The sequence below is a fragment of the Streptomyces sp. NBC_00820 genome, assembly GCF_036347055.1.
Classification (GTDB): Bacteria; Actinomycetota; Actinomycetes; order Streptomycetales; family Streptomycetaceae; genus Streptomyces.
The window spans coordinates 385,971-404,660 of sequence record NZ_CP108882.1 but is presented as its reverse complement, the minus strand read 5'-3'; the positions used below and the strand labels follow the sequence as shown (position 1 = coordinate 404,660).

Sequence of the window (18,690 nt, the reverse complement as noted above, 5' to 3'; positions counted from 1 at the left end):
GTATGTATCGTGGCCGTCATGCAGCTTCGGTACAGCTTCCGCCTGTACCCGGACACCGCCCAGCGCGCCGCGCTGGCCCAGGCGTTCGGGTGCGCCCGCGTCGTGTTCAACGACGCGGTGCGCGCCCGCGAGGAAGCCCGGAGGACGGGCGCAGTGTTCCCGACGGCCGGTGAGCTGTCCAAAAAGCTGATCACCCAGGCCAAACAGACTGCGGAGCGCTCCTGGCTGGGGGAGGTGTCCTCGGTTGTGCTCCAGCAGGCCCTGCGCGACGTGGAGGCCGCCTACCGCAACTTTTTCACCTCCCTCAAGGGCATCCGCAAGGGACCGAGAACGGGTGCACCGAGGTTCAAGTCCCGCAAGGACAAGCGGCAGTCGATCCGGTTCACGGCCAATGCCCGCTGGTCGGTCACTGACAGTGGGCGGCTGAACCTGCCGAAGGTCGGCGCGGTGAAAGTGAAGTGGTCCCGCGCCCTGCCCGCCACCCCGACGTCGGTCGCCGTGATCAAGGATGCGGCCGGGCGCTACTTCGCCTCGTTCGTCATCGACACCGACCCGGCCGCCGACGCCGTCCGGATGCCCGACAGTGACCAGACAGTCGGCATCGACCTCGGGCTGACGCACTTCGCCGTCCTTTCCGACGGCACGAAGATTGACTCCCCGCGGTTCCTGCGGCGCGCGGAGAAGAAACTCAAGAAGACCCAACGCGAGCTGTCCCGTAAACAGAAGGGATCGAAGAACCGCGAGAAGGCCCGACTCAAGGTCGCTCGCGCCCACGCACAAGTGTCCGACGCCCGCCGTGAGTTCCACCACCGGCTCTCCACACAGCTGATCCGCGACAACCAAGCGATCGGCGTGGAAGACCTGGCGGTCAAAGGACTCGCACGCACCAGACTGGCGAAGAGTGTGCATGACGCGGGCTGGTCGCAGTTCGTACACATGCTGGAGTACAAAGCGGTCAGGTACGGGCGGACCCTGGTGAAGATCGGCCGGTTCGAGCCGACCAGCCAGGTCTGCTCACAGTGCGGGGCCAAGGACGGCCCCAAGCCCTTGCGCATCCGGACCTGGACCTGTGCCGCCTGCGGTGCGGTCCATGACCGGGACCACAACGCCGCGAAGAACGTCAAGACGGCCGCCGGACTGGCGGTTGCAGCCTGTGGAGCGCAGATAAGACCAGGACTCGTCCTGGCGCAGCGCGACGAAGCAGGAAGCCACGGATTCTCCCCCGAACCTCGTGCCGCGTAGCGGCACGGCATCGGACGAGAAGGCCAGAATCCTCGGGCTTCAGCCCGAGGAGCAAGTCAAACGCTGCTGGACCACGAGCGAGCCCTCCAGCGGCTGCTGCCCGCCGCTGCCGAGCAGGGCGTGGACCTCGTCGTCGGAGGCCCGTACAGCTCCGGCATCCTCGTCGGCGGCAGCCACTTCGAGTACGGCGAGGCGCCCGCGGCCGTCGTCGAGAAGGTGGCCCGCATCAAGGCGCTCGCGCAGGAACACGGCATCGCGGTCAAGTCCGCCGCGCTGCAGTTCGTACTGGCTCACCCGGCCGTCGCCGCGGTCGTCCCGGGCGCCAGCCGGCCCGGCCGCATGGCCGAGGACCTCGGCGCCCTCGGCCGGCCGGTGCCCCAGGCCTTCTGGAGTGCGCTGCGGGAGGAGGGGATCATCTCCCGCGCGGCGCCCGTACCGCAGGGCTGACGCACGACGACGCGGCCGGGCACGAGGATCCGCTGATCCGCCGCCCGGCCGCGTGGTCGTATGTCAGCCGGACGGAGCCGCTTCACGTGTTCCTCGCCGCGGCCGCCTCGCGGAAGACCTGTACGGCGATCCGGTGCCCCTCGACGGCCCGGGCGGCGCCGGATCACTGCTGCTCGGTCGGTCCCGCTGGTGTCGTCGGTCCGGTGGACGCGGCGGGCTCGGCGGACGCGGTGGGCTCGTCGGGGAGGCGGTGGGCGGCGAGCGCGGCGGTGTCGTCCTGGAGCTGGTCGCCGCTGTATACCAGCAGGTCGCGGTGAAGCCGGTCCAGGAGCTTCTCGGGGTCGAGGGGACCCCAGGACGCGAGTCGCTCGGCCAGGGGATAGAACCGCCCGTCCGCGTTCCGCGTCTCCGTGACGCCGTCCGTGAACAGCAGCAACTCGTCGCCGGGCCGGAAGGAATAGGTGTCGACCCGGAACGGGTCCGGGACCAGCATGCCGAGGTTCAGCGGCGGCCCCGACCGTCCCCGGTCCAGTTCGCGCACATCGCCGGGGCGGATGCGCAGCGGCGGCGGATGACCGCAATTGACGACGCGTACGACGTGTTCACCGAGAGGCACCTCGACGAAGACGGCGGTGACGAACCGTTCGCCGGTCTCGCTCCCGCCGAGCTGCGCCGCCCGGCGGCTCATGCTCCGCTCCACGCGGTCCGCCAGCCCGGGAAGCCCCGGTTCGTCGTGCGCCGCCTCACGGAACGCGGCGAGCATGGCACCGGCGGTCTCGACCGCGAGCAGCCCCTTGCCGCGCACGTCGCCGATGACCAGCCGAACCCCGCACCGGGTGAGGACGGCCTCGTAGAGGTCGCCGCCGATACGTGCCTCCGCGGCGGCGGCGAGATACAGACTGTCCAGGGCAAGACCGCCGAGCCGGTGCGGTACGGGCTTGAGCAGTACCCGCTGGGCGACCTCGGCCACGAAACGGACATCGGCGAGAGTGCGCTCGCGGCGTGTCCGGTGGGCGGCGACCGCCATACCGAGCGCGCCCACGAGGGCGGTGCACACGTAGGCGGCCACGTAGTGGCGGTCCCAGAGATAGCCGACCGGGCGGCCCGCACAGCACGGAGTGCCCGCGAGCAAGCCCTCCAGCACGATGGCCCCCACCGTGGCACAGGCGACGGCGGTGGGACCGTGCGCGAACGCGGTCACCAGTGGCAGCGCGATGAGTACGAAGCTCACCGGCCAGTCGACCGGCGTGACGGGTTCGAGCAGCAGTACGGCCACCACGTACAGGAGCGGGAGCCAGCGCATCCACGCCGGAGGCGTCGGCAGATGGGTCCGTACCGCCAGATCGCCCTCCGGGCCGACGCCGTCACGCTCGCGTTTCACGCGCCGCCCGCGGACGCGGGAGCCGTCCCGGCGGGCACGTGAACTGTCGCCAGGGAGGCGAGAGTTGCTGTCGCGAACGCGAGAGCGGTCCGCACGGACGCGGGAGCCGTCCGCACCGGCGCGCCGGCTGTCCGCACGGGCGCGCCGCAAGCCGTCGTACCGGACGCGACCGCGCCGCGGGCTGCGAGCGCCGGCGGACGGCATGCCTGAGGGTTCGGCCTGGACGGGCTGGGCACACGGGACTCCTGTCACATGACCTCGACAAGAGCACCAGCCTGGTCCCCGCGCTCCCGGCACACCGGGGATTGCTCCACTGGGCGGCATGTTCCGCGCTGGCACCCCTCGTCCGTCCGTCCCGGATCACGTGCGGATCCGGGACGGACGAATGGGCGGACGGCGCGGGTCAGGCCGCGTGGGCCGTGGCGCGGCGGCGCAGCTCCTTCTTGTCGGGCTTGCCCACGTCGGTGAGGGGCAGCTCGGCGGGGAAGGTGATGCGGGCCGGCTCGTACATCGCGCCGCGCTCCGCGCGCACCATCGCGCGCAGCTCGTCGGCGCTGGTGGTGGCGCCGGGGGCGAGCAGCACGGCGGCGTGCACCTGCTCCATGCGGTCCTCGTCGCGCACGCCGAAGACAGCGCTCTGCCGGACGTCCGGGTGGCTGTTGAGCAGGTCCTCCAGCTCCGTGGTGTACACGTGGCCGCCGACCACGACGATCATGTCCTTGAGGCGGTCCACCACGGTCAGGTAGCCCTCGCCGTCGCGGAAACCGACGTCCCCCGTGTGCAGCCAGCCGTCCCGGAGAACCTCCGCGGTGAGCTGCGGCTGCTTCCAGTAGCCCTGCATGACCATGGCGGAGCGGACGCAGATCTCGCCGTGCTCGCCGTCGGGGAGGACGTTGCCGTCCTCGTCGCGGATCTCCACCTCGACGCCCGGCAGGATCCGTCCGGCGGTGCGCAGCCGCGCGGGGTTGTCCGGGTCGTGGTCGTCGGTGGACAGGATGCTGAAGATGCCGCCCTCGTTCTGGCCGTACCCCTGCATCAGCACCGGGCCCAGGCGCCGCACGGCGTCGGCGATCCGGGCCGGGGAGGCCTGGCAGCCGCCGTAGAGGACCTGGCGCAGTGCGGAGGTGTCGGTGTGCTCCATGTCCGGGTGGTCGAGCAGCTGGTAGAGCAGGGGCGGCAGCAGCCACATGTGGGAGATGCGCTCGCGCTCGATGGTCCTGAGCACCTCTCCGGGCTCGAAGTCGTCGAGGAGGACCACCGTGCCGCCGGTCTCCAGCACGGCGTCGGCGAGCAGGCCGGCCGCGTGGGCGATGGTGGTGGCGACGAGCTGACGGGTCGCCATGGCCTCGTCACCGCTGACCGGGCGGACCGAGCGCAGCTCCTGCACCTGACGGTAGGTGGTGCAGATGCCCTTCGGGTGACCGGTGGTGCCGCCGGTGTGGCGGATGCCGCATATGTCGTCCGGCTCCGCCTGGCTCGGGAACGGCTCGCCGGACCCGGCGTCGGCGAGCGCGGTCAGGTCCTCGGCGATGTCGCACGGGCCGAGCGCCAGCACCGACTTGACCGGCACGGACTCGGCGATCTCGGCGGCCCGGCCGGCCATCCGGGGATCGACGACGAGCGCCCGGGTCTCGACGTCCTCGACGATGGCGGCCTGTACGTCGGCGGAGAGTTTGCTGTAGAGGTGATTGACCTGAGCGCCGATCAGGTTGGCGGCGTACCGTACGGCGATCGCCTCCGGCAGGTTGCCGCTGAGCAGGGTGACGGTCTGTCCGCGCTCGATTCCCTGGGCCTGCATGGCCCAGGCCATCCGGTGCGTCAGGTCGCGGAACTCTCCAGCGGTGACACGGCGGTTGCCGTACACCAGCGCCTCGCGGTCGGGGTTCTCCCGCAGGGCGTCGAGGATGTCCTCCACATGGCTTCGGAAGTGTGGGGCGACATCGGGCATTTGCGGTCCTCCTGGGCCGGCACGCCTCGTTCGCGGGCCGGCGCGTTGTTGCTGTTCTGTGGGGGGACGGGAGCGGGGTGTCGCATGACTCGGGTCATGCCGCCTCGGCTCCGCGAGTGGTGGCCTGTACCTGGGTAAAGGTTGCCTAGGCCAACCAAGATCGACTGTAGGACGTCGGTTCGGGCAGCACCAATCCGGCGGCCTGTCATCGTCGAAATTCGGCCATTCCCTCCGCGGCCGACGACCGCCGCGGATCGGACGCACCCCCGCTCACCAGCGACGACAGGTGCGGACGAGGGTGGCCGTGTGCTCGACGAGGTGCTGACGGCAGCCGCCGTCGGCCTACACCTCGCGGATGCCGGGGTGTTCGGCCGCGACCTGGTTCAAGAGGCTGGTGCCGGCGGCGGGGACGCTGGTGGAGGTCGGGACGCCGGTGGAGGTCGGGACGCTCCGGGTGTCAATCACACAGGCCGACGGCTCGGCATGCCGCCCCTCCTTCGCCCGCAGGAGCTGCCGGAGCAAGCCGTCCAGCTATGCGAACATGCCCTCGTCCGCCCACTTGGCGAAGTGGAGGCGCCTGAACAGCACGAAGGTAACCGCTGGACGTGGATGGTCACCTTCGCCGGCCCTGGGAGCGGCCGGCAGAGCCCAGCCGACTCACCCCCGCTCGCGTCCGGCGGGGGTTTCGGAGCCTCCGGGTTCACTCGCCCTGTCCGGCCCGTGCGCCGAAACCGTCGCGGCCTGGACCAGGCCGGCCACTCGGCTCGAAGAACAAGCAGCCCGCCACCCGCTACGAAGTGGACAAAACCGCCAAACGCCCAGAGAGCCTGATCGAACGGGACCGAACCAGACCCTGACAGGGGTCGTGGGAAACCCCGATTCTGTTTCAACCCCGGTGGTCAGATCGCGGTGGGGATGTAGGGCGCTGCTGCGACCTGGGCCAACGTCCGAAGTTTCGCAAAGTAGGAGGCGCAGTACTCCTCGTCGATCAGGGGCACGATCTTGTCGAGGTCGGCGATGCAGCCCCACAGGTGCGCGATGCCGCTGTCGTCGAGTCCGCCATTCAGTTCCCTCTGTACGAGGCCGGCGACGTCGGCGTCCAGGAGGACCAGGTCCACGTCCGGCCCCGCTCCCGGCGGTTCAGTTCGTCGTACAGATCATGTATGCGCAACGCCTGCTGCTGCAGCTCACGAAGACTCACCGCGGACCTCCTGGGCACGAGCCGGAACGGACATGTTCCCAAGGCGGGCACCGCGGGGCGAGCGCCGAATCCGCCGACCGCATCCGGCCGACGGCGCCGGCGGGCGGGGCGGTCGGCCGGGCCGGTGGTTCCTCGAACCGTCCTGGAGGGAGCGAGGGCGATGCGGGCGCAGTCCTTGGTGGCGAGGATACGGTTCCGGGTTTCGCCCGTCAGCCGGGACGGGATGCCGGGCAGCCGGACGGCGTGTCAGCGGCCGTGGCAGTGGCCGTGTCTCCCGGCCGACGAAACTCGTCAGCTCGGCGCGCAGATACCTTCCGCAGCCGGGAAACCAAGCGCTGCAGGGCGTTCGCCGTATCCGTGGGCGGGTGCTCACCCCAGATCCAGTCGACGAGCGACGCCTTCGGGACCACGTGACCCGGTTTGAGCGCGAGGGCGATCAGGAGTCCGCGCAGCCGCGCCCCCGGCACGTCGGCCATGCCGCCGTCGTCCGTGCGCACTTCGAATGGGCCCAGCATCCCGATCTGCACCCGCTGATTTTGCCATGCCGGCCGGCACCCCTCCGAGGGGCCGCCCTGGCCCGACTCGGCCTGCTGTGGGGGCACTTGACCGCAGGTGCAGTGCGGTGCCCCCGGCGGCCAACCGCTCTCCCGGCTCGCTCTGCTTCCCCTGCTGCTTTCACCCCCTCCACTTCTCCCGTTGCCTCTGTTCCCCAGTCCCCGTCGCCGATGTACGCGGCTCGGCCGGTCAGTGCGGCGGGCTTCCACTACCGCGCGCAGCCGCAAGAGCGCTCACGTGGAGCGGGCCGGCCGAAACGTGATCGCCTGCCGCTGACGGGGCGCGCACAGCGTGGGACGTGCGTCCCCTCAGCGGAGGGTGAGGGGACGGGCAATCCGTAGGGCCTGCGCGCCGAGGTCGGTGCGCAGGCCCCCAGGCTGGTTGCGCCGGCCGTTACCGGTAGCCGACCGTCACCGCCTCGCGGATGCCGGACGACGGCAACGTGACCCGCAGGACGTGGGTGTCGGGGTCCCAGTGCCAGGCCGAGGCCTTCAGGCGCGTGCCGTCCGCCGTCACCTGGGCCGGTGGCTGTTCCGTCCCGGCGAAGGAGACGGTCCACTGGCGGCGGGTCACCTGGCCGTGGAAGGAGCCCTTGGCCGGTCCGATGCGCACGCGGTGGTCGCCGCCGTGCTCGGTGTAGCGGATTTTGGTGGTCGCCGCACGCTTCGAGACCGGGCTCACCCCGTCGTCCTCGTAGAGCGTGAAGGTGCCGGGTGCGCCGGTGCCCACAGTGACGCCGGCCTTGGTCAGCGGGCTGCGGGTGTCGCCGGACGTGTCACCGGTCCGCGTGGCGATCACGCCGCCCGCGCGGACGAAGACCGGCATCGTGTCCAGCGTGCTCGACACGTCGGCGGTGGCTCCGCCGGGGCCCGCCGTGTACGTGCGCCCGGTGAAGTAGTCCGTCCACCGGCCCGGCGGGAACCACACCGACGTGGTGGCCTGGGCGCCCGGCGTGGTGACCGGTGCCACCAGGAGGTCGGGCCCGTACAGGTACTCGCTGCCGGACCTGTCGTAGGCGCTCTCCTCCTCCGGGTGGTCGAGGTAGAGCGGCCGTACGACGGGAACGCCCGTGGTGCCGGCCTGCTGGGCCAGGGTGTAGGTGTACGGCACGAGTGCCTCGCGCAGCTTGAGGAACTTCTCGGCGGACTTCCGCGCGTCGGGGCCGTACTGCCAGGGGAGCCGGTCGCTGTGGTTGCTGTGGAGGCGGTCGACCGGCTGGAAGGTGCCGAACTGCACCCAGCGCGCGTACAGGTCGTCGGGCAGCTTCGTGGTGCGGTGGGAGCGGCCGTCGGAGGTGTAGGTCTCCGCGCCGGGGATGCCGAACCCGTCGTTGTGGCCGCCGATGTCGTGGCTGATGGCCGACATGCCGGTGGCGGCGGACTCGCCTGGTGTGTAGCCGACTTCGGCGCGCAGGGTGCCCCAGGTCGACGCGGTGTCGCCGGTGAAGTGGAGCGTGGTCCTCTTGTCGGCCCAGGGCCCCGTGGGCAGTCCGACCCCGCCGCTGTATCCGCCCGCCTGGAGGGAGCCGTAGGCACGGGACAGGACGAATCCCCGTCCACTGGTCTCGGCCGTGAGGTCGGCGTACTTCTGGTTGATCCAGGCGTCAGGGGTGACTCCGGCCCGCGAGGACCGTGAGGCGTCGCAGCACCAGTCCAGCCACCAGAAGTCGTTGCCCGCCGCGTCCATCGGCCGGTGGAGGGCGAGGTAGGCGTCGAGCTGGTCGGGGTCCGCGAAGTCGAAGGTGTAGCAGGCGGCGCCCCCGGCGGACGAGCATCCGCCCTTGCGCAGCTTGCCCTTGGCGGTGGCCTGCGCCGTCGCGAACTGGGGGTCGGAGTCGAGGATGCTCGGGTGCACGTTCAGGGTGTTGTGCAGTCCCTGTGCCGCCGACCAGTCGAAGAACCCCTTGGGATCAGGGTACTTGGCGGGATCGAAGTTCCATCCGCTCCAGGTGTTGGGGGACTTGAAGTCGGTGTCGGTGACGAGAACGTCCAGAGGCACGCCGGCGGCGCGGAACGCGGGCAGGATGGTGTTCTCGTAGTCGTTCGCCGTGCGGTCGATGTACTCCGAGTACCAGACGCCGTAGGCCCAGCGGGGCAGGAGCTGCGGGGGACCGGTCAGCGTGGCGAGGTCGGACAGGCCCTGCCGGTAGTCGTGTCCGAAGCCGAAGAGGTAGCCGTCCTGGTAGGGCGCGCCGGCGTGGGACGGACGGGGGCCGGCCTTCTCGGTGTCCGTGTCGTAGACGGCGGACGTCGTGTCGTCCAGCAGGTACCAGCCGTCCCGGTGCAGCAGCCCGGGCGCGGTCCGGGGCGTCGCCCCGCCCTCGCCGTTGAATCCGTCGAGACTGCGCCGGTAGCCGCCCAGGGCCAGGTGCGGGGCGGGGGCGGTGTCCGTCGCGGGCGTCAGCGCGAGGGTGTCCACGTTGACGTGACAGGCGGCGGACTCCGGGCAGTTCAGGGTGATCCGATTGTCGCCCGCCTTCAACTCCACCGGTACGGAAGCCGACTTCCACGTGTCCCAGTCGTCGGTCGGCGGCAGGGAGAGGGCGCGGGTCGTGCCGTCCCCGGTACCGACCGTCACGTCGCGCGTCTGGTGCAGACCGTCGCCGCCCGTGCCGTTGGCGTAGCGCAGATGCAGCAGGTAGGTGCCGTCCTGGGGCACGCCCACGATCCGGTCCGAGAGCTGGGCGCCCTTGTTGAGTTCGGCGGTGAATCCGTCGCCGGAGTACCCCTGGTGGTCGGTCGCGATCACGGCGGTACCCGCCGTGGACGCGTCCTCGGCCTCGCAGCTCGTGCCGAACCGGCAGCCGGGAGCGGCCGTCTCCGCCCTGGACGGGTACGGCGCACCGGACCCGACCAGGGCGGTGCTGTCGATGTTGACACTCCCGGAGTCGGCCGCGGCGCGGCGCAGCCGCACGGTGTGCGGGCCGGCTCCGACCGCCAGGGGTACGCGGGTCACGGCCCAGGTGTTCCAGTCGGCCGTCTCCGGCAGGCTCACCTTCCGTTCGGCGCCCCCGTCCACGGCGAGGCTGAGCGTGCGGGTCTCGTGCCGGCCGTCGCTGCCGGCCGAGTTGGCGTACCGCACGGCGAAGTCGTACGTGCCCGCCGCCGGCGCCCGCACATCGGTGGACAGGGAGTTGTTGTCGACCTCGAAGCCCGCGAGGAAGCCCTTGCCGGTGAACCCCGGGTGGTCCACGGCGATGCCGGGACCGTCGTACGCCTGGTCCTCCGCCTCGCACAGCGTCCCGAGCGTGCACGAGGAGCGTCGCCAGGGCGCGGCCAGCACCGGGTTCTGGCCCGCGGTGAGTTGGACGGTCAGGTTGTGTGCGTCGAACGGTCCGGAACCCACCTGGTAGCGCAGGGTCAGGGCGCTGGTGGTGAGGGTCAGGACGCCGTCCTTCACGGTCGAGGTGTAGGAGGGGCGTGGCGTGAAGGCGTTCCGGCCGATCGCGTTGAACGTGGCGCTGTCCTCGAACCGGCCGTCTCCGGCGTACTCGGTACGGATCAGGGTCGGTGACAGCACCTCGAAGCGGGCGTCGGCCACGGTCACCGTCGCGGGGCGGCCCGACCGGTCGCCCGGGGTGCCCGCGGCCGCCACATCGGCGCAGGCCAGACTGAGTGCCACCGACGTACAGGCCAGCATCAGGCCGAGGGTACGTGTGCGGCGCGGGCGCGGAGTTCTGGAGAAGGGGGGTCGCACGGCACGCTCCATCCTGGGACAGCGGCACTCTGGTGAGCGCAACGGACATGAGGAGACGACTGCACTTGCCTGCGGGCACGCCTACAACGTTGTAAAGGCGGGCTGCAGGCATGAGACCACGCCGACTTCACGGTGTCCACAGCCGTAACAGACATCGTTGTCACGGGAGTTGAGGGGCGGCGATGGCGGACCCGGTGGACCGGGGGAGTGACTCGAGGACGCGAAAGAACGCGAATCAGCCGTTCCCGTCAGGCAGGACCGGTGGGTGGTGGGTGGTGACCGGTGGTCGGTGAGCGGTGGCGCGCCCACTCTCCACTGCCGCATACGTACGCATGCCGCACTCGCCCGGCCCGCCACATACGCATACCGATCTCGGTCGACTACAGATGCGGGAACTCCGTACAGCCTGCGAAGGTCTTTCTGCCGCCCGGGGGCGGAACGGTCCGGACGCCGTCGATGCTGGTCATCCCCACGGCTGTCATGAGAAAGGCGTCCGGTGCGGTCCCGCTTCCCGGTGGCGCGGGCGTGTGCGGCTGCCCTGGTCGGCTGGGCAGCCGCACGTCGCTCTCCTCCGGAAGGCACGTCGCTCTCCTCCGGACGGGGCGTCGTTCCCTCCTCGGACGACGCTTCGTCCGCCGGTGTCCGTGGCATGGCGGGCGGCACCCCGCCGGGCCGCTCGCACACGTCCACGACCCGGCGCGGTGGCGGAGCCTGGCGAAAGGACCGGTGGAAGGCATGGAAAGGCCGCTACCCTCGGACACGTCGCGTACGCGGAAGGTGACTACGGGGGGTACACGTGCAGTTGGGGTCCTCATGGCGGCGCCCTGGACAGATGCCGGCCGAACTGACCAGCTTCGTCGGCCGACTCGATGAACTGGAGGAGATCCGGCAGCTGCTGAAGCAGGCCCGGCTGCTCACGCTGGCCGGCCCCGGAGGGGTCGGCAAGAGCCGGCTGGCGCTGCGGGCCGCCACCGAGGCGGCCGCGGACTTCCCCGACGGGGTGCGCCTGGCCGAACTCTCCGGCCTGAAGGACCCCGACCTGCTGCCGGGCGTGGTCGCCGAAGCGCTGGGGCTGCCGGCCCGGACGGGCAGGTCGCCGATCGACTCGGTCATCGAGCACGTCGCCGATGCCGAGCTGCTCCTCGTTCTCGACACCTGCGAGCATCTCGTCGACGCCTGCGCCCTGCTGGCCGACCTCCTGCTGTCCCAGGCCCCCGGCCTGAAGGTCCTGGCCACCAGCCGGCAGGCCCTCGACATCCCCGGCGAATACGTACTGCCCGTGACGCCGCTGGGACTGCCCGAGGGCGGCGAGGGGGGAGACGCGCTGGAGCTGTTCGAGCAGCGCGCGGCAGTGGCCGTTCCCGGCTTCCGGCTCACCGACAGCCAGCGCGTGCTCGCCGCCGCGCTCTGCCGCCGCCTCGACGGGATTCCGCTCGCCATCGAGCTGACCGCCGTACGGCTGCGGGCGCTGCCGCTGGAGCAACTGGCCGCGCGCCTCAACGACAGCTTCGCGATCCTCAACGGCGGCCGGAAGTCGGTGCTTCCGAGGCACCAGACGCTGCGTACCACCATCGGCTGGAGCCATGAACTGTGCTCGCCGACGGAACGGCTGCTGTGGGCCCGCCTGTCGGTCTTCGCGGGTACCTTCGACCTCGGGGCGGTGGAGTCCGTGTGCACGGATCTTCAACTGCCCACCGACGCCGTGGTGGACCCGCTGATCGGCCTGGTGGACAAGTCCGTGGTGGTACGGCTGGACAACCGCTATCAACTGCTCGACACCATCCGCGAGTTCGGCGCCGACTGGCTGGCGGAGCTCGACGAGACCGCCGCTGTACGGCACCGGCTGACCGCCTACTACCGGAGCCGGTTGCGGCAGTTGGAGGAACGGTTCCTGAGCCCCGATCAGGCGCGTCTGCACCGGGCGTTGCTGCCCGAGCACGACAATCTCCGCGCCGCCCTGGAGTACGCCCAGGCGGACGGTGACCTGCTGTCGATGGCCTCGGCGATGTGGCCGTACTGGCTGTGCGGCGGACAGCCCGCCGAGGCGTCCCACTGGCTGGAACTGGCCCTGGCCCAGCAGCGGGAGGTGTCCCCCGAGCGGGTACGGGCACTGCAGTGGGCCTCCACCTTCGCCGCACTCCAGGGTGACCCGGCCACCGCGCGGAGGCTGGCCCGCGAGATGCGGGAACAGGCCGAACACCTTGCGGACCCGCGACTGATCGCGCTCGCCCGGTTGTGTTCGGGCCAGGCGTCGGCCTTCCTCGGCGAATGCGACGAGGCGGTGGCCGAGCTCACCGTCGCCTTGGACGAACTGCGCCGAGTCGGCACGGAACTGGACCTGGCGGTGGCCAACCTGCGCCTGGGCATGGCGTATGCGCTCGGCGGCCGGACGGAAGGCGCGCTCGCCGTCCTGGGGGACCTGACGGGGCTGGTCGCCGACGACCGTACGGACAGCTACATCCAGGGCTGTGCGCACGGCTACCTGACCGTCGCCCACCTGGCCGCCGGGGATGCCGAGGCGGCCGAGCGGACGGGCCGGCGGGCCGTGGAACTGCACGACCTCCGCGACGGCGTACTGGACCTGGGCGTCACCCTGGACGCCGTCGCCTGGACGGCCGTCGCCCAGGGGCGCCACCACCGCGCCGCTGTCATCCTCGGCGGCGTGGACGCACCGTACGACCTGCTGGACCGGCGGCGAGCGCTGGGCAATCCGCTGCTGACGGAACTGCACGAACAGGCACTCAGGGCCGCCGAGGACGCGCTCGGTGACCTGCAGCTGGAGCGGCTGCGCCGCCAGGGAGCCCGGCTGCCGAGGGAGCAACTGGTCGCCTTCGCCCTGTCGCGCGACGACCTGCCCCCCGACATCCCCGCACAGCCCAGGCCGTCCGGAAGCAACGGCCTCACGCAACGCGAGCGTGAGGTCGCCACCCTGATCGCCAAGGGCATGACGAACCGGGAGATCGCCGAGCAGCTGGTGATCTCCAAGCGTACGGCCGACGCGCACGTGGAGCACATCCTCGCCAAGCTCGGGTTCTCCTCCCGGTCACAGATCGCCGCGCTGATCTCGCAGGAGCGCTGCCGGGACACGAGCCCGGCCGGATAGCGGCCACGCCCCGCGCCGGAGCGGTGAGCCGGCCACACTGCGACGCGGCTCGGACGAGGGGATCGACGGTCACACGGCTACCCGGCCACGCGCCGACCCGGTCACACGGCGACCCGGCTCGGACGCCGACCCGGCTCGGACGGGGGATCGTACGAACCCCCGTCCGCGGCGGCGAGAAACGTGGCCCGGGAACGCGCGTCGCCCCGCGCTCAGGCCTCTTCCCGCAGTCCTTCGAGCCGTGTACGCACCCAGGTGTCCACGGCGTTGACATGGCGGCTGGCCGCGGCGAAGGCACCGAGGCTGTCGCGGGCACGCAGCGCCTCGTAGATGTCCATGTGCTGCTGATGTGTCCAGTCCAGCACGTCGGACTTGACCAGGGCCCGCCAGATACGGGCCCGCGCCGTGCGGTGCGTCACGGAGGAGACCAGGGACTCCAGCGTCAGGTTGCCCGTCGCCGCGACCACCGCGCCGTGGAAGGCCAGGTCCTCGTGGACCAGTTCCTCCGGATCCTGGAGGGTGCGCATGCGCTCGATCCGCTCCAGCAGGTCGTCGAGGGCGGCCTCGTCGATGCGGGTGGCGGCGAGCGCGGTGGCGCCGGGCTCCAGGACCTTGCGGCATTCGAGCATCTCGCCGAGGCCGGTGTCGTTGGCCAGGTCGAGGAAGCTGCCGATGGCGCTCACCAGCCGGTCGGGGCGGAGGTCCGTGACGAACGTGCCGTCGCCGCGGCGCACGTCCAGGACGCCGGCCATGGCGAGGGCGCGGACGGCCTCGCGCAGCGAGGGCCGGGAGAGTGCGAGCTCGGCGGCGAGCACCGCCTCCGGGGGGAGGCGGTGTCCCGGCTTGAACTCGCCGGTCTCGATGCGCTTCTTCAGGCGGCTGATCGCCACGTCGACGACGCTGCCGCCGTCCGCACCCGCGTCTGGCTTGGTCGGCATGGGGTCAGTCTCCCACCGGGCGCCGCGTGCTCCAGACGGGGCCGTCGGGGTAGCGGTAGGTCCGCAGGGTGTCGCGGCGGATCTGTGCGCTGTAGCCGGGCGCCTCGGGCACCAGGTACCGGGCGCCCCGGACACGGACCGGGTCGTGGAAGTGCTCGTGGAGGTGGTCGACGTACTCGACTACGCGGTTCTCCATGGAGCCGCTGACCGCGACGTAGTCGAAGATCGACAGATGCTGGACCAGCTCGCACAGGCCGACCCCGCCCGCGTGCGGGCAGACCGGAACGTCGTGCGCGGCGGCGAGCAGCAGGGCGGCGACGGCCTCGTTCACCCCGCCGAGCCGGCACGCGTCGATCTGGCAGATGCCGATCGCCTTGGCCTGCAGGAACTGCTTGAACATGACCGCGTTGTGGGCGTGTTCGCCGGTGGCGACGTGGGTGGGGCCGATGCGCTGGGCGATCGCGGCATGGCCCAGGATGTCGTCCGGGCTGGTGGGCTCCTCGAACCACCAGATGTCGAACTCGGCGAGAGCCTCCGCCCAGGCGATGGCCTCCTCCACCCCCAGGGTCTGGTTGGCGTCGATCATCAGCCGCCGGGACGGCCCGATGATGTCGCGGGCGATCCGGCAGCGCCGTATGTCGTCCTGGAGATCGGCGCCCACCTTGAGCTTGACCGCGTCCCAGCCCTGCGCGACGGCCTCGTGGCAGAGGCGGGCGAGCTTCGCGTCGTCGTAGCCGAGCCAGCCCGCGCTGGTGGTGTAGGCGGGGTAGCCGTGCGCCCTGACGTACGCCTCGCGCTCCGCACGCCCGGACGCCCGGGACTCCAGCATCTCCACGGCGGCCTCGGGGGTGAGCGCGTCCTTCAGATAGCGCCAGTCGACGAGGTCGACGATCTGCCGCGGGGTCATGTCGGCGAGCAGCTTCCACACCGGCTTGCCCGCGCGCTTGGCGGCCAGGTCCCAGGCGGCGTTGACGACGGCGGCCGTACCGAGGTGGATCGCCCCCTTGTCCGGGCCGATCCAGCGCAGCTGGCTGTCGCCGAGCAGGTGGCGCGAGAAGCCGCCCAGGTCATGGACGATCTCGTCGACGGACATACCGACGGCCCGCTCACCGATCGCGCGGGCGGCCTGCAGGGCGAGCTCGTTGCCGCGTCCGATGGTGAAGGTGAAACCGTGGCCCTCGGTGACGCCGACGGCCGTATCCGCGCCGTCGACCGGGCCGTCGTCGTGGCCGTCGACGTGCAGCACCACGTACGCGGCGGAGTAGTCGGGGGCTTCGTTCATCGCGTCCGAGCCGTCGAGGTCCAGCGAGGTCGGGAAGCGGAGGTCGATCGTCTCGACGTCGACGATACGAGCGGTCATCGGCACTCACTCCTGTCCATGGGACGCCGTGCGGGCGCACGGGTACGCCCGCTGCCTCACGACCCCGCGCGGCACGCACGCCACATCACGCCGGCCGTACGGATCCGGGGCCCCGGATTCGAGATCCCGGAAACGAGATCCCGGATACGAGACCCGGGGTACGAGATTCGGGGTGCGAGGCCTTACGGCGCTCAAGATGTCAGATGTCTGCCGCGAAGACCAGACCGTGCCCTATGGAAAAATTGCTGAACGTACGTGTCTTGTCAGGGAGGTTGCTCGCCTTCTACGGTCCAGCGGTCAGATGTCTGAGCCGCAGGGAGGTCCCGTGAACGCGGTCGTCACCGCGGAGGGCGTGCGCCGGAAAGTCGCCGGCCGTCTGCTCCCGCCACTGTTCCTGATGTTCGTGCTGAGCTTTCTGGACCGCACGAACGTCGCCCTCGTCAAAACCCATCTCGCCACCGACGCCGGCATCGACGCGGCCGCGTACGGCTTCGGAGCCGGCGTCTTCTTCCTCGGCTACGCCCTGCTGGGGGTGCCGTCCAACCTCGTGCTGCACCGCTTCGGCGCGCGCCGCTGGCTCGCCGCGCTGATGTTCGTCTGGGGGCTGCTGTCCTGCTCGATGGCGCTGGTCTCCAGCCCCGCCACCTTCTATCTGCTGCGTTTCCTGCTCGGCGTGGCCGAGGCCGGCTTCTTCCCCGGCGTGATCCTCTACCTCACCTACTGGTTCCCGGCCGCCGAACGAGGCAGGGCCACCGGGATGTTCCAGGCGGCCGTGGCCGTGGCCAGCATCATCGGCAACCCGGTCGGCGGCTGGCTGATCGGGCTGCACGGGCTGGCGGGCCTGGACGGCTGGCAGTGGATGTTCGTCCTGGAAGGCGCGCCGACCGTGCTGCTCGCGCTCGCCGTGCCCTGGCTGCTCACCGACCGCCCCGAGCAGGCCCGTTGGCTCGACGCCGAGGAGAAGCGACTGCTCGCCGCGCGTCTCGACGAGGACCGGCCGGACGCCGCCGCGTCGCCCCGGCGCATCCGCGACATCATCGGCGACAGCCGGGTCCTCAGACTGATGTACGTCTACTTCGCCATCCAGATCGGCGTGTACGGCGTGACGTTCTGGCTGCCTGCCCTCGTCGGCCGCATCGACGGACTCGGCGACGTCGGAATTGGTTTCGTCTCGGCCCTGCCGTGGGTGTTCGCCCTGGCCGGCGTGCTGATCCTGCCGTGGTTCTCGGACCGCACCGGCGACCGTCGGGGGCCGCTGCGGCTCGCGCTGCTGCTGACCGTGGCCGGTCTGACCGGCGCGGTCCTCCTGCCGCCGGTGCCCGCGGTCGCCGCGCTGTGCGTCGCCGCCTTCGGGTTCCTCGGCGCACAGCCGGTGTTCTGGACGGTGCCGCCCACGATCCTGTCCGGCGCCCAGATGGCCGGCACCATCGCGCTGATCTCCGGCTTCGGGAACCTCGGCGGTTTCCTCGGCCCCTATCTCATGGGCGTCATCGAGTCGGGCACCGGCTCGGGCGCCGGCGGACTGTACGCCGTGGCCGCGATCGTGGCCGTCGGCGCCGTGGTCGTCACGACCTTTCACTGGGTCGGACAGGCATCGCGGACCCACAAGGAGAGGACTTCCGATGACGCGCATCGTGCGCTTCGCTGACGGCACCGGAGCCGTCCGTACCGGAATCACCGACGAGGCGGGCGGCATACGCGAGTTCGCGGGCGCGCCCCGGGTGGCGGACCTGCTGCGCCTGCCCGCCGCGAACCTGCGCGCCCTCGTCGAGGCCACCGCGGCCCGCCCCGCCGCGGACACCGACGGGGGAGAGGTGCTCCTGCTGCCCCCGCTGGACGGGCGGATGGAACTGTGGGCCGCGGGTGTCACCTACGAGCGCTCCCGCGAGGCCCGCGTCGAGGAGAGCACCGAGCAGTCCGTCTACGAACGGGTCTACGACGCCGGACGACCCGAACTCTTCTTCAAGTCGGTGCCGTGGCGGGTGGTCACCGACGGCGAACCGATCGCCGTACGGGACGACTCTCCGCTCAACGTCCCCGAACCCGAACTGGGCCTGGTCGTCAACCACTCTGGTGAGACGGTGGGTTACGTCGTCGTCGACGACGTCAGTTCGCGCTCCATCGAGGGCGACAACCCGCTCTACCTTCCGCAGGCGAAGATCTACGCCGGCAGCGCCGCGGTGTCCTCGGGCATCGTTCCCGCGTGGGAGGTCCCGCACCCCGAGGCGCTGAAGATCTCCCTCGTGGTGTGGCGCGACGGCGCGGCGGCCTTCGAAGGGACCACCTCCACGGCCGCGTTCCACCGTCCCCCGCAGACCCTGGTGGACCATCTGCTGCACTCCCAGCGGTTCCCCGACGGCGTCGTGCTGTCCACCGGAACGGGCATCGTGCCGGACATCGGCTTCACCCTGCACGCCGGTGACCTGGTCGAGATCGGCATCGACGGGGTGGGGGTGCTCCGCAACACCGTGACAGGCGACACGGCCGACCTGGACTGGCTGGCCGAGGCGGTCGAACGGCCCTCGATCCGCGCGGCCCACCGCTCGTAGGGCGACGGAGGGCGGCCCCGACCGGGAGTCCGACCGCCCTCCCGCTCCCCTTCGTCGGCACCTGCACGGCCGAGCACGCGTCACGCGTCTGCGGGGACGAGCAGGCGTTACGCATCCGCGGGGACGAGCACGGGTCACGCACCCCCACACCGTGATCATTTCATCGGAAAGCACCCGGTGCCCCGCCCATCACTGCGCTATCCCTTGACACACCCGCGGCGGACCAGGAACCTCACCGGAGTTCGTTGACTGGTGCAGTGGTTCAACTACTTT

The 18,690-nt window shown here is 71.1% G+C and carries 10 protein-coding genes and 4 pseudogenes; 6 read left to right on the top strand and 8 right to left on the bottom strand.

Annotated features, from left to right (window positions below):
* Nucleotides 1–18: 18 nt before the first annotated feature.
* The gene (locus tag OIB37_RS01925; protein WP_330455730.1) at nt 19–1,242 is read left to right on the top strand and encodes an RNA-guided endonuclease InsQ/TnpB family protein; all 1,224 of its coding nucleotides are present in this window, start codon (nt 19–21) and stop codon (nt 1,240–1,242) included.
* Nucleotides 1,243–1,299: 57 nt separating this feature from the next.
* Nucleotides 1,300–1,689: pseudogene (locus tag OIB37_RS01920) on the top strand (aldo/keto reductase); the annotation flags it as partial.
* A 163-nt stretch (nt 1,690–1,852) separates the two neighbouring features.
* Here OIB37_RS01920 and OIB37_RS01915 read toward each other — a convergent pair.
* The 3 genes and pseudogenes from OIB37_RS01915 to OIB37_RS01905 form a co-directional block, all read right to left on the bottom strand.
* Nucleotides 1,853–3,070, bottom strand: a complete 1,218-nt coding sequence (locus tag OIB37_RS01915) for a PP2C family protein-serine/threonine phosphatase (protein WP_330455729.1) — start codon at nt 3,068–3,070, stop codon at nt 1,853–1,855.
* A gap of 403 nt (nt 3,071–3,473) precedes the next feature.
* Entirely contained in the window at nt 3,474–5,018 is a 1,545-nt protein-coding gene (locus OIB37_RS01910) for an AMP-binding protein (protein ID WP_330455728.1), read from the bottom strand.
* Nucleotides 5,019–5,363: 345 nt separating this feature from the next.
* Nucleotides 5,364–5,588, bottom strand: a pseudogene (locus OIB37_RS01905) (IS5 family transposase); the annotation flags it as partial.
* A gap of 47 nt (nt 5,589–5,635) precedes the next feature.
* On the opposite strand from OIB37_RS01905, the pseudogene OIB37_RS01900 reads away from it, so the two are divergent.
* Nucleotides 5,636–5,875 (top strand): annotated as a pseudogene (locus OIB37_RS01900) (NF041680 family putative transposase); the annotation flags it as partial.
* Nucleotides 5,876–5,917: 42 nt separating this feature from the next.
* Here the strand turns inward: OIB37_RS01900 and OIB37_RS01895 are convergent.
* From OIB37_RS01895 to OIB37_RS01885, 3 genes and pseudogenes are all read right to left on the bottom strand, one after another.
* A complete protein-coding gene (locus tag OIB37_RS01895; protein ID WP_330455727.1) occupies nt 5,918–6,136 on the bottom strand; it encodes a hypothetical protein in 219 nt (72 codons plus the stop codon).
* Between the two features lie 394 nt (nt 6,137–6,530).
* Nucleotides 6,531–6,746, bottom strand: a pseudogene (locus tag OIB37_RS01890) (AfsR/SARP family transcriptional regulator); the annotation flags it as partial.
* 421 nt (nt 6,747–7,167) lie between these two features.
* A complete protein-coding gene (locus OIB37_RS01885; RefSeq protein ID WP_330455726.1) occupies nt 7,168–10,413 on the bottom strand; it encodes a TIM-barrel domain-containing protein in 3,246 nt (1,081 codons plus the stop codon).
* A gap of 889 nt (nt 10,414–11,302) precedes the next feature.
* On the opposite strand from OIB37_RS01885, the gene OIB37_RS01880 reads away from it, so the two are divergent.
* Complete coding sequence (locus OIB37_RS01880) at nt 11,303–13,573, top strand: LuxR C-terminal-related transcriptional regulator (RefSeq protein ID WP_330455725.1); 2,271 nt, start codon at nt 11,303–11,305, stop codon at nt 13,571–13,573.
* 209 nt (nt 13,574–13,782) lie between these two features.
* Here OIB37_RS01880 and OIB37_RS01875 read toward each other — a convergent pair whose 3' ends face one another.
* Nucleotides 13,783–14,508 (bottom strand): FadR/GntR family transcriptional regulator, encoded by a 726-nt coding sequence (locus tag OIB37_RS01875; protein WP_330455724.1) that lies wholly within the window; start codon nt 14,506–14,508, stop codon nt 13,783–13,785.
* Between the two features lie 4 nt (nt 14,509–14,512).
* On the bottom strand, nt 14,513–15,868 hold the full coding sequence (locus tag OIB37_RS01870) for an enolase C-terminal domain-like protein (RefSeq protein ID WP_330455723.1): 1,356 nt from the start codon (nt 15,866–15,868) through the stop codon (nt 14,513–14,515).
* 325 nt (nt 15,869–16,193) lie between these two features.
* Here OIB37_RS01870 and OIB37_RS01865 point away from each other — a divergent pair, with 325 nt between their 5' ends.
* Together OIB37_RS01865 and OIB37_RS01860 are read left to right on the top strand one after the other, a co-directional pair.
* On the top strand, nt 16,194–17,516 hold the full coding sequence (locus OIB37_RS01865) for an MFS transporter (RefSeq protein ID WP_330455722.1): 1,323 nt from the start codon (nt 16,194–16,196) through the stop codon (nt 17,514–17,516).
* Nucleotides 17,491–18,417, top strand: a complete 927-nt coding sequence (locus OIB37_RS01860; protein WP_330455721.1) for a fumarylacetoacetate hydrolase family protein — start codon at nt 17,491–17,493, stop codon at nt 18,415–18,417. The genes OIB37_RS01865 and OIB37_RS01860 overlap by 26 nt, the downstream gene beginning before the upstream one ends.
* The last annotated feature ends 273 nt before the right edge of the window (nt 18,418–18,690 follow it).

Coding starts and splice junctions, on each gene's coding strand:
- OIB37_RS01925 (WP_330455730.1), top strand. CDS start 19: ATGCAGCTTCGGTACAGCTTCCGCCTGTACCCGGACACCGCCCAGCGC.
- OIB37_RS01910 (WP_330455728.1), bottom strand. CDS start 5,018: ATGCCCGATGTCGCCCCACACTTCCGAAGCCATGTGGAGGACATCCTC.
- OIB37_RS01885 (WP_330455726.1), bottom strand. CDS start 10,413: ATGCTGGCCTGTACGTCGGTGGCACTCAGTCTGGCCTGCGCCGATGTG.
- OIB37_RS01880 (WP_330455725.1), top strand. CDS start 11,303: ATGCCGGCCGAACTGACCAGCTTCGTCGGCCGACTCGATGAACTGGAG.
- OIB37_RS01875 (WP_330455724.1), bottom strand. CDS start 14,508: ATGCCGACCAAGCCAGACGCGGGTGCGGACGGCGGCAGCGTCGTCGAC.
- OIB37_RS01870 (WP_330455723.1), bottom strand. CDS start 15,868: ATGACCGCTCGTATCGTCGACGTCGAGACGATCGACCTCCGCTTCCCG.
- OIB37_RS01860 (WP_330455721.1), top strand. CDS start 17,491: ATGACGCGCATCGTGCGCTTCGCTGACGGCACCGGAGCCGTCCGTACC.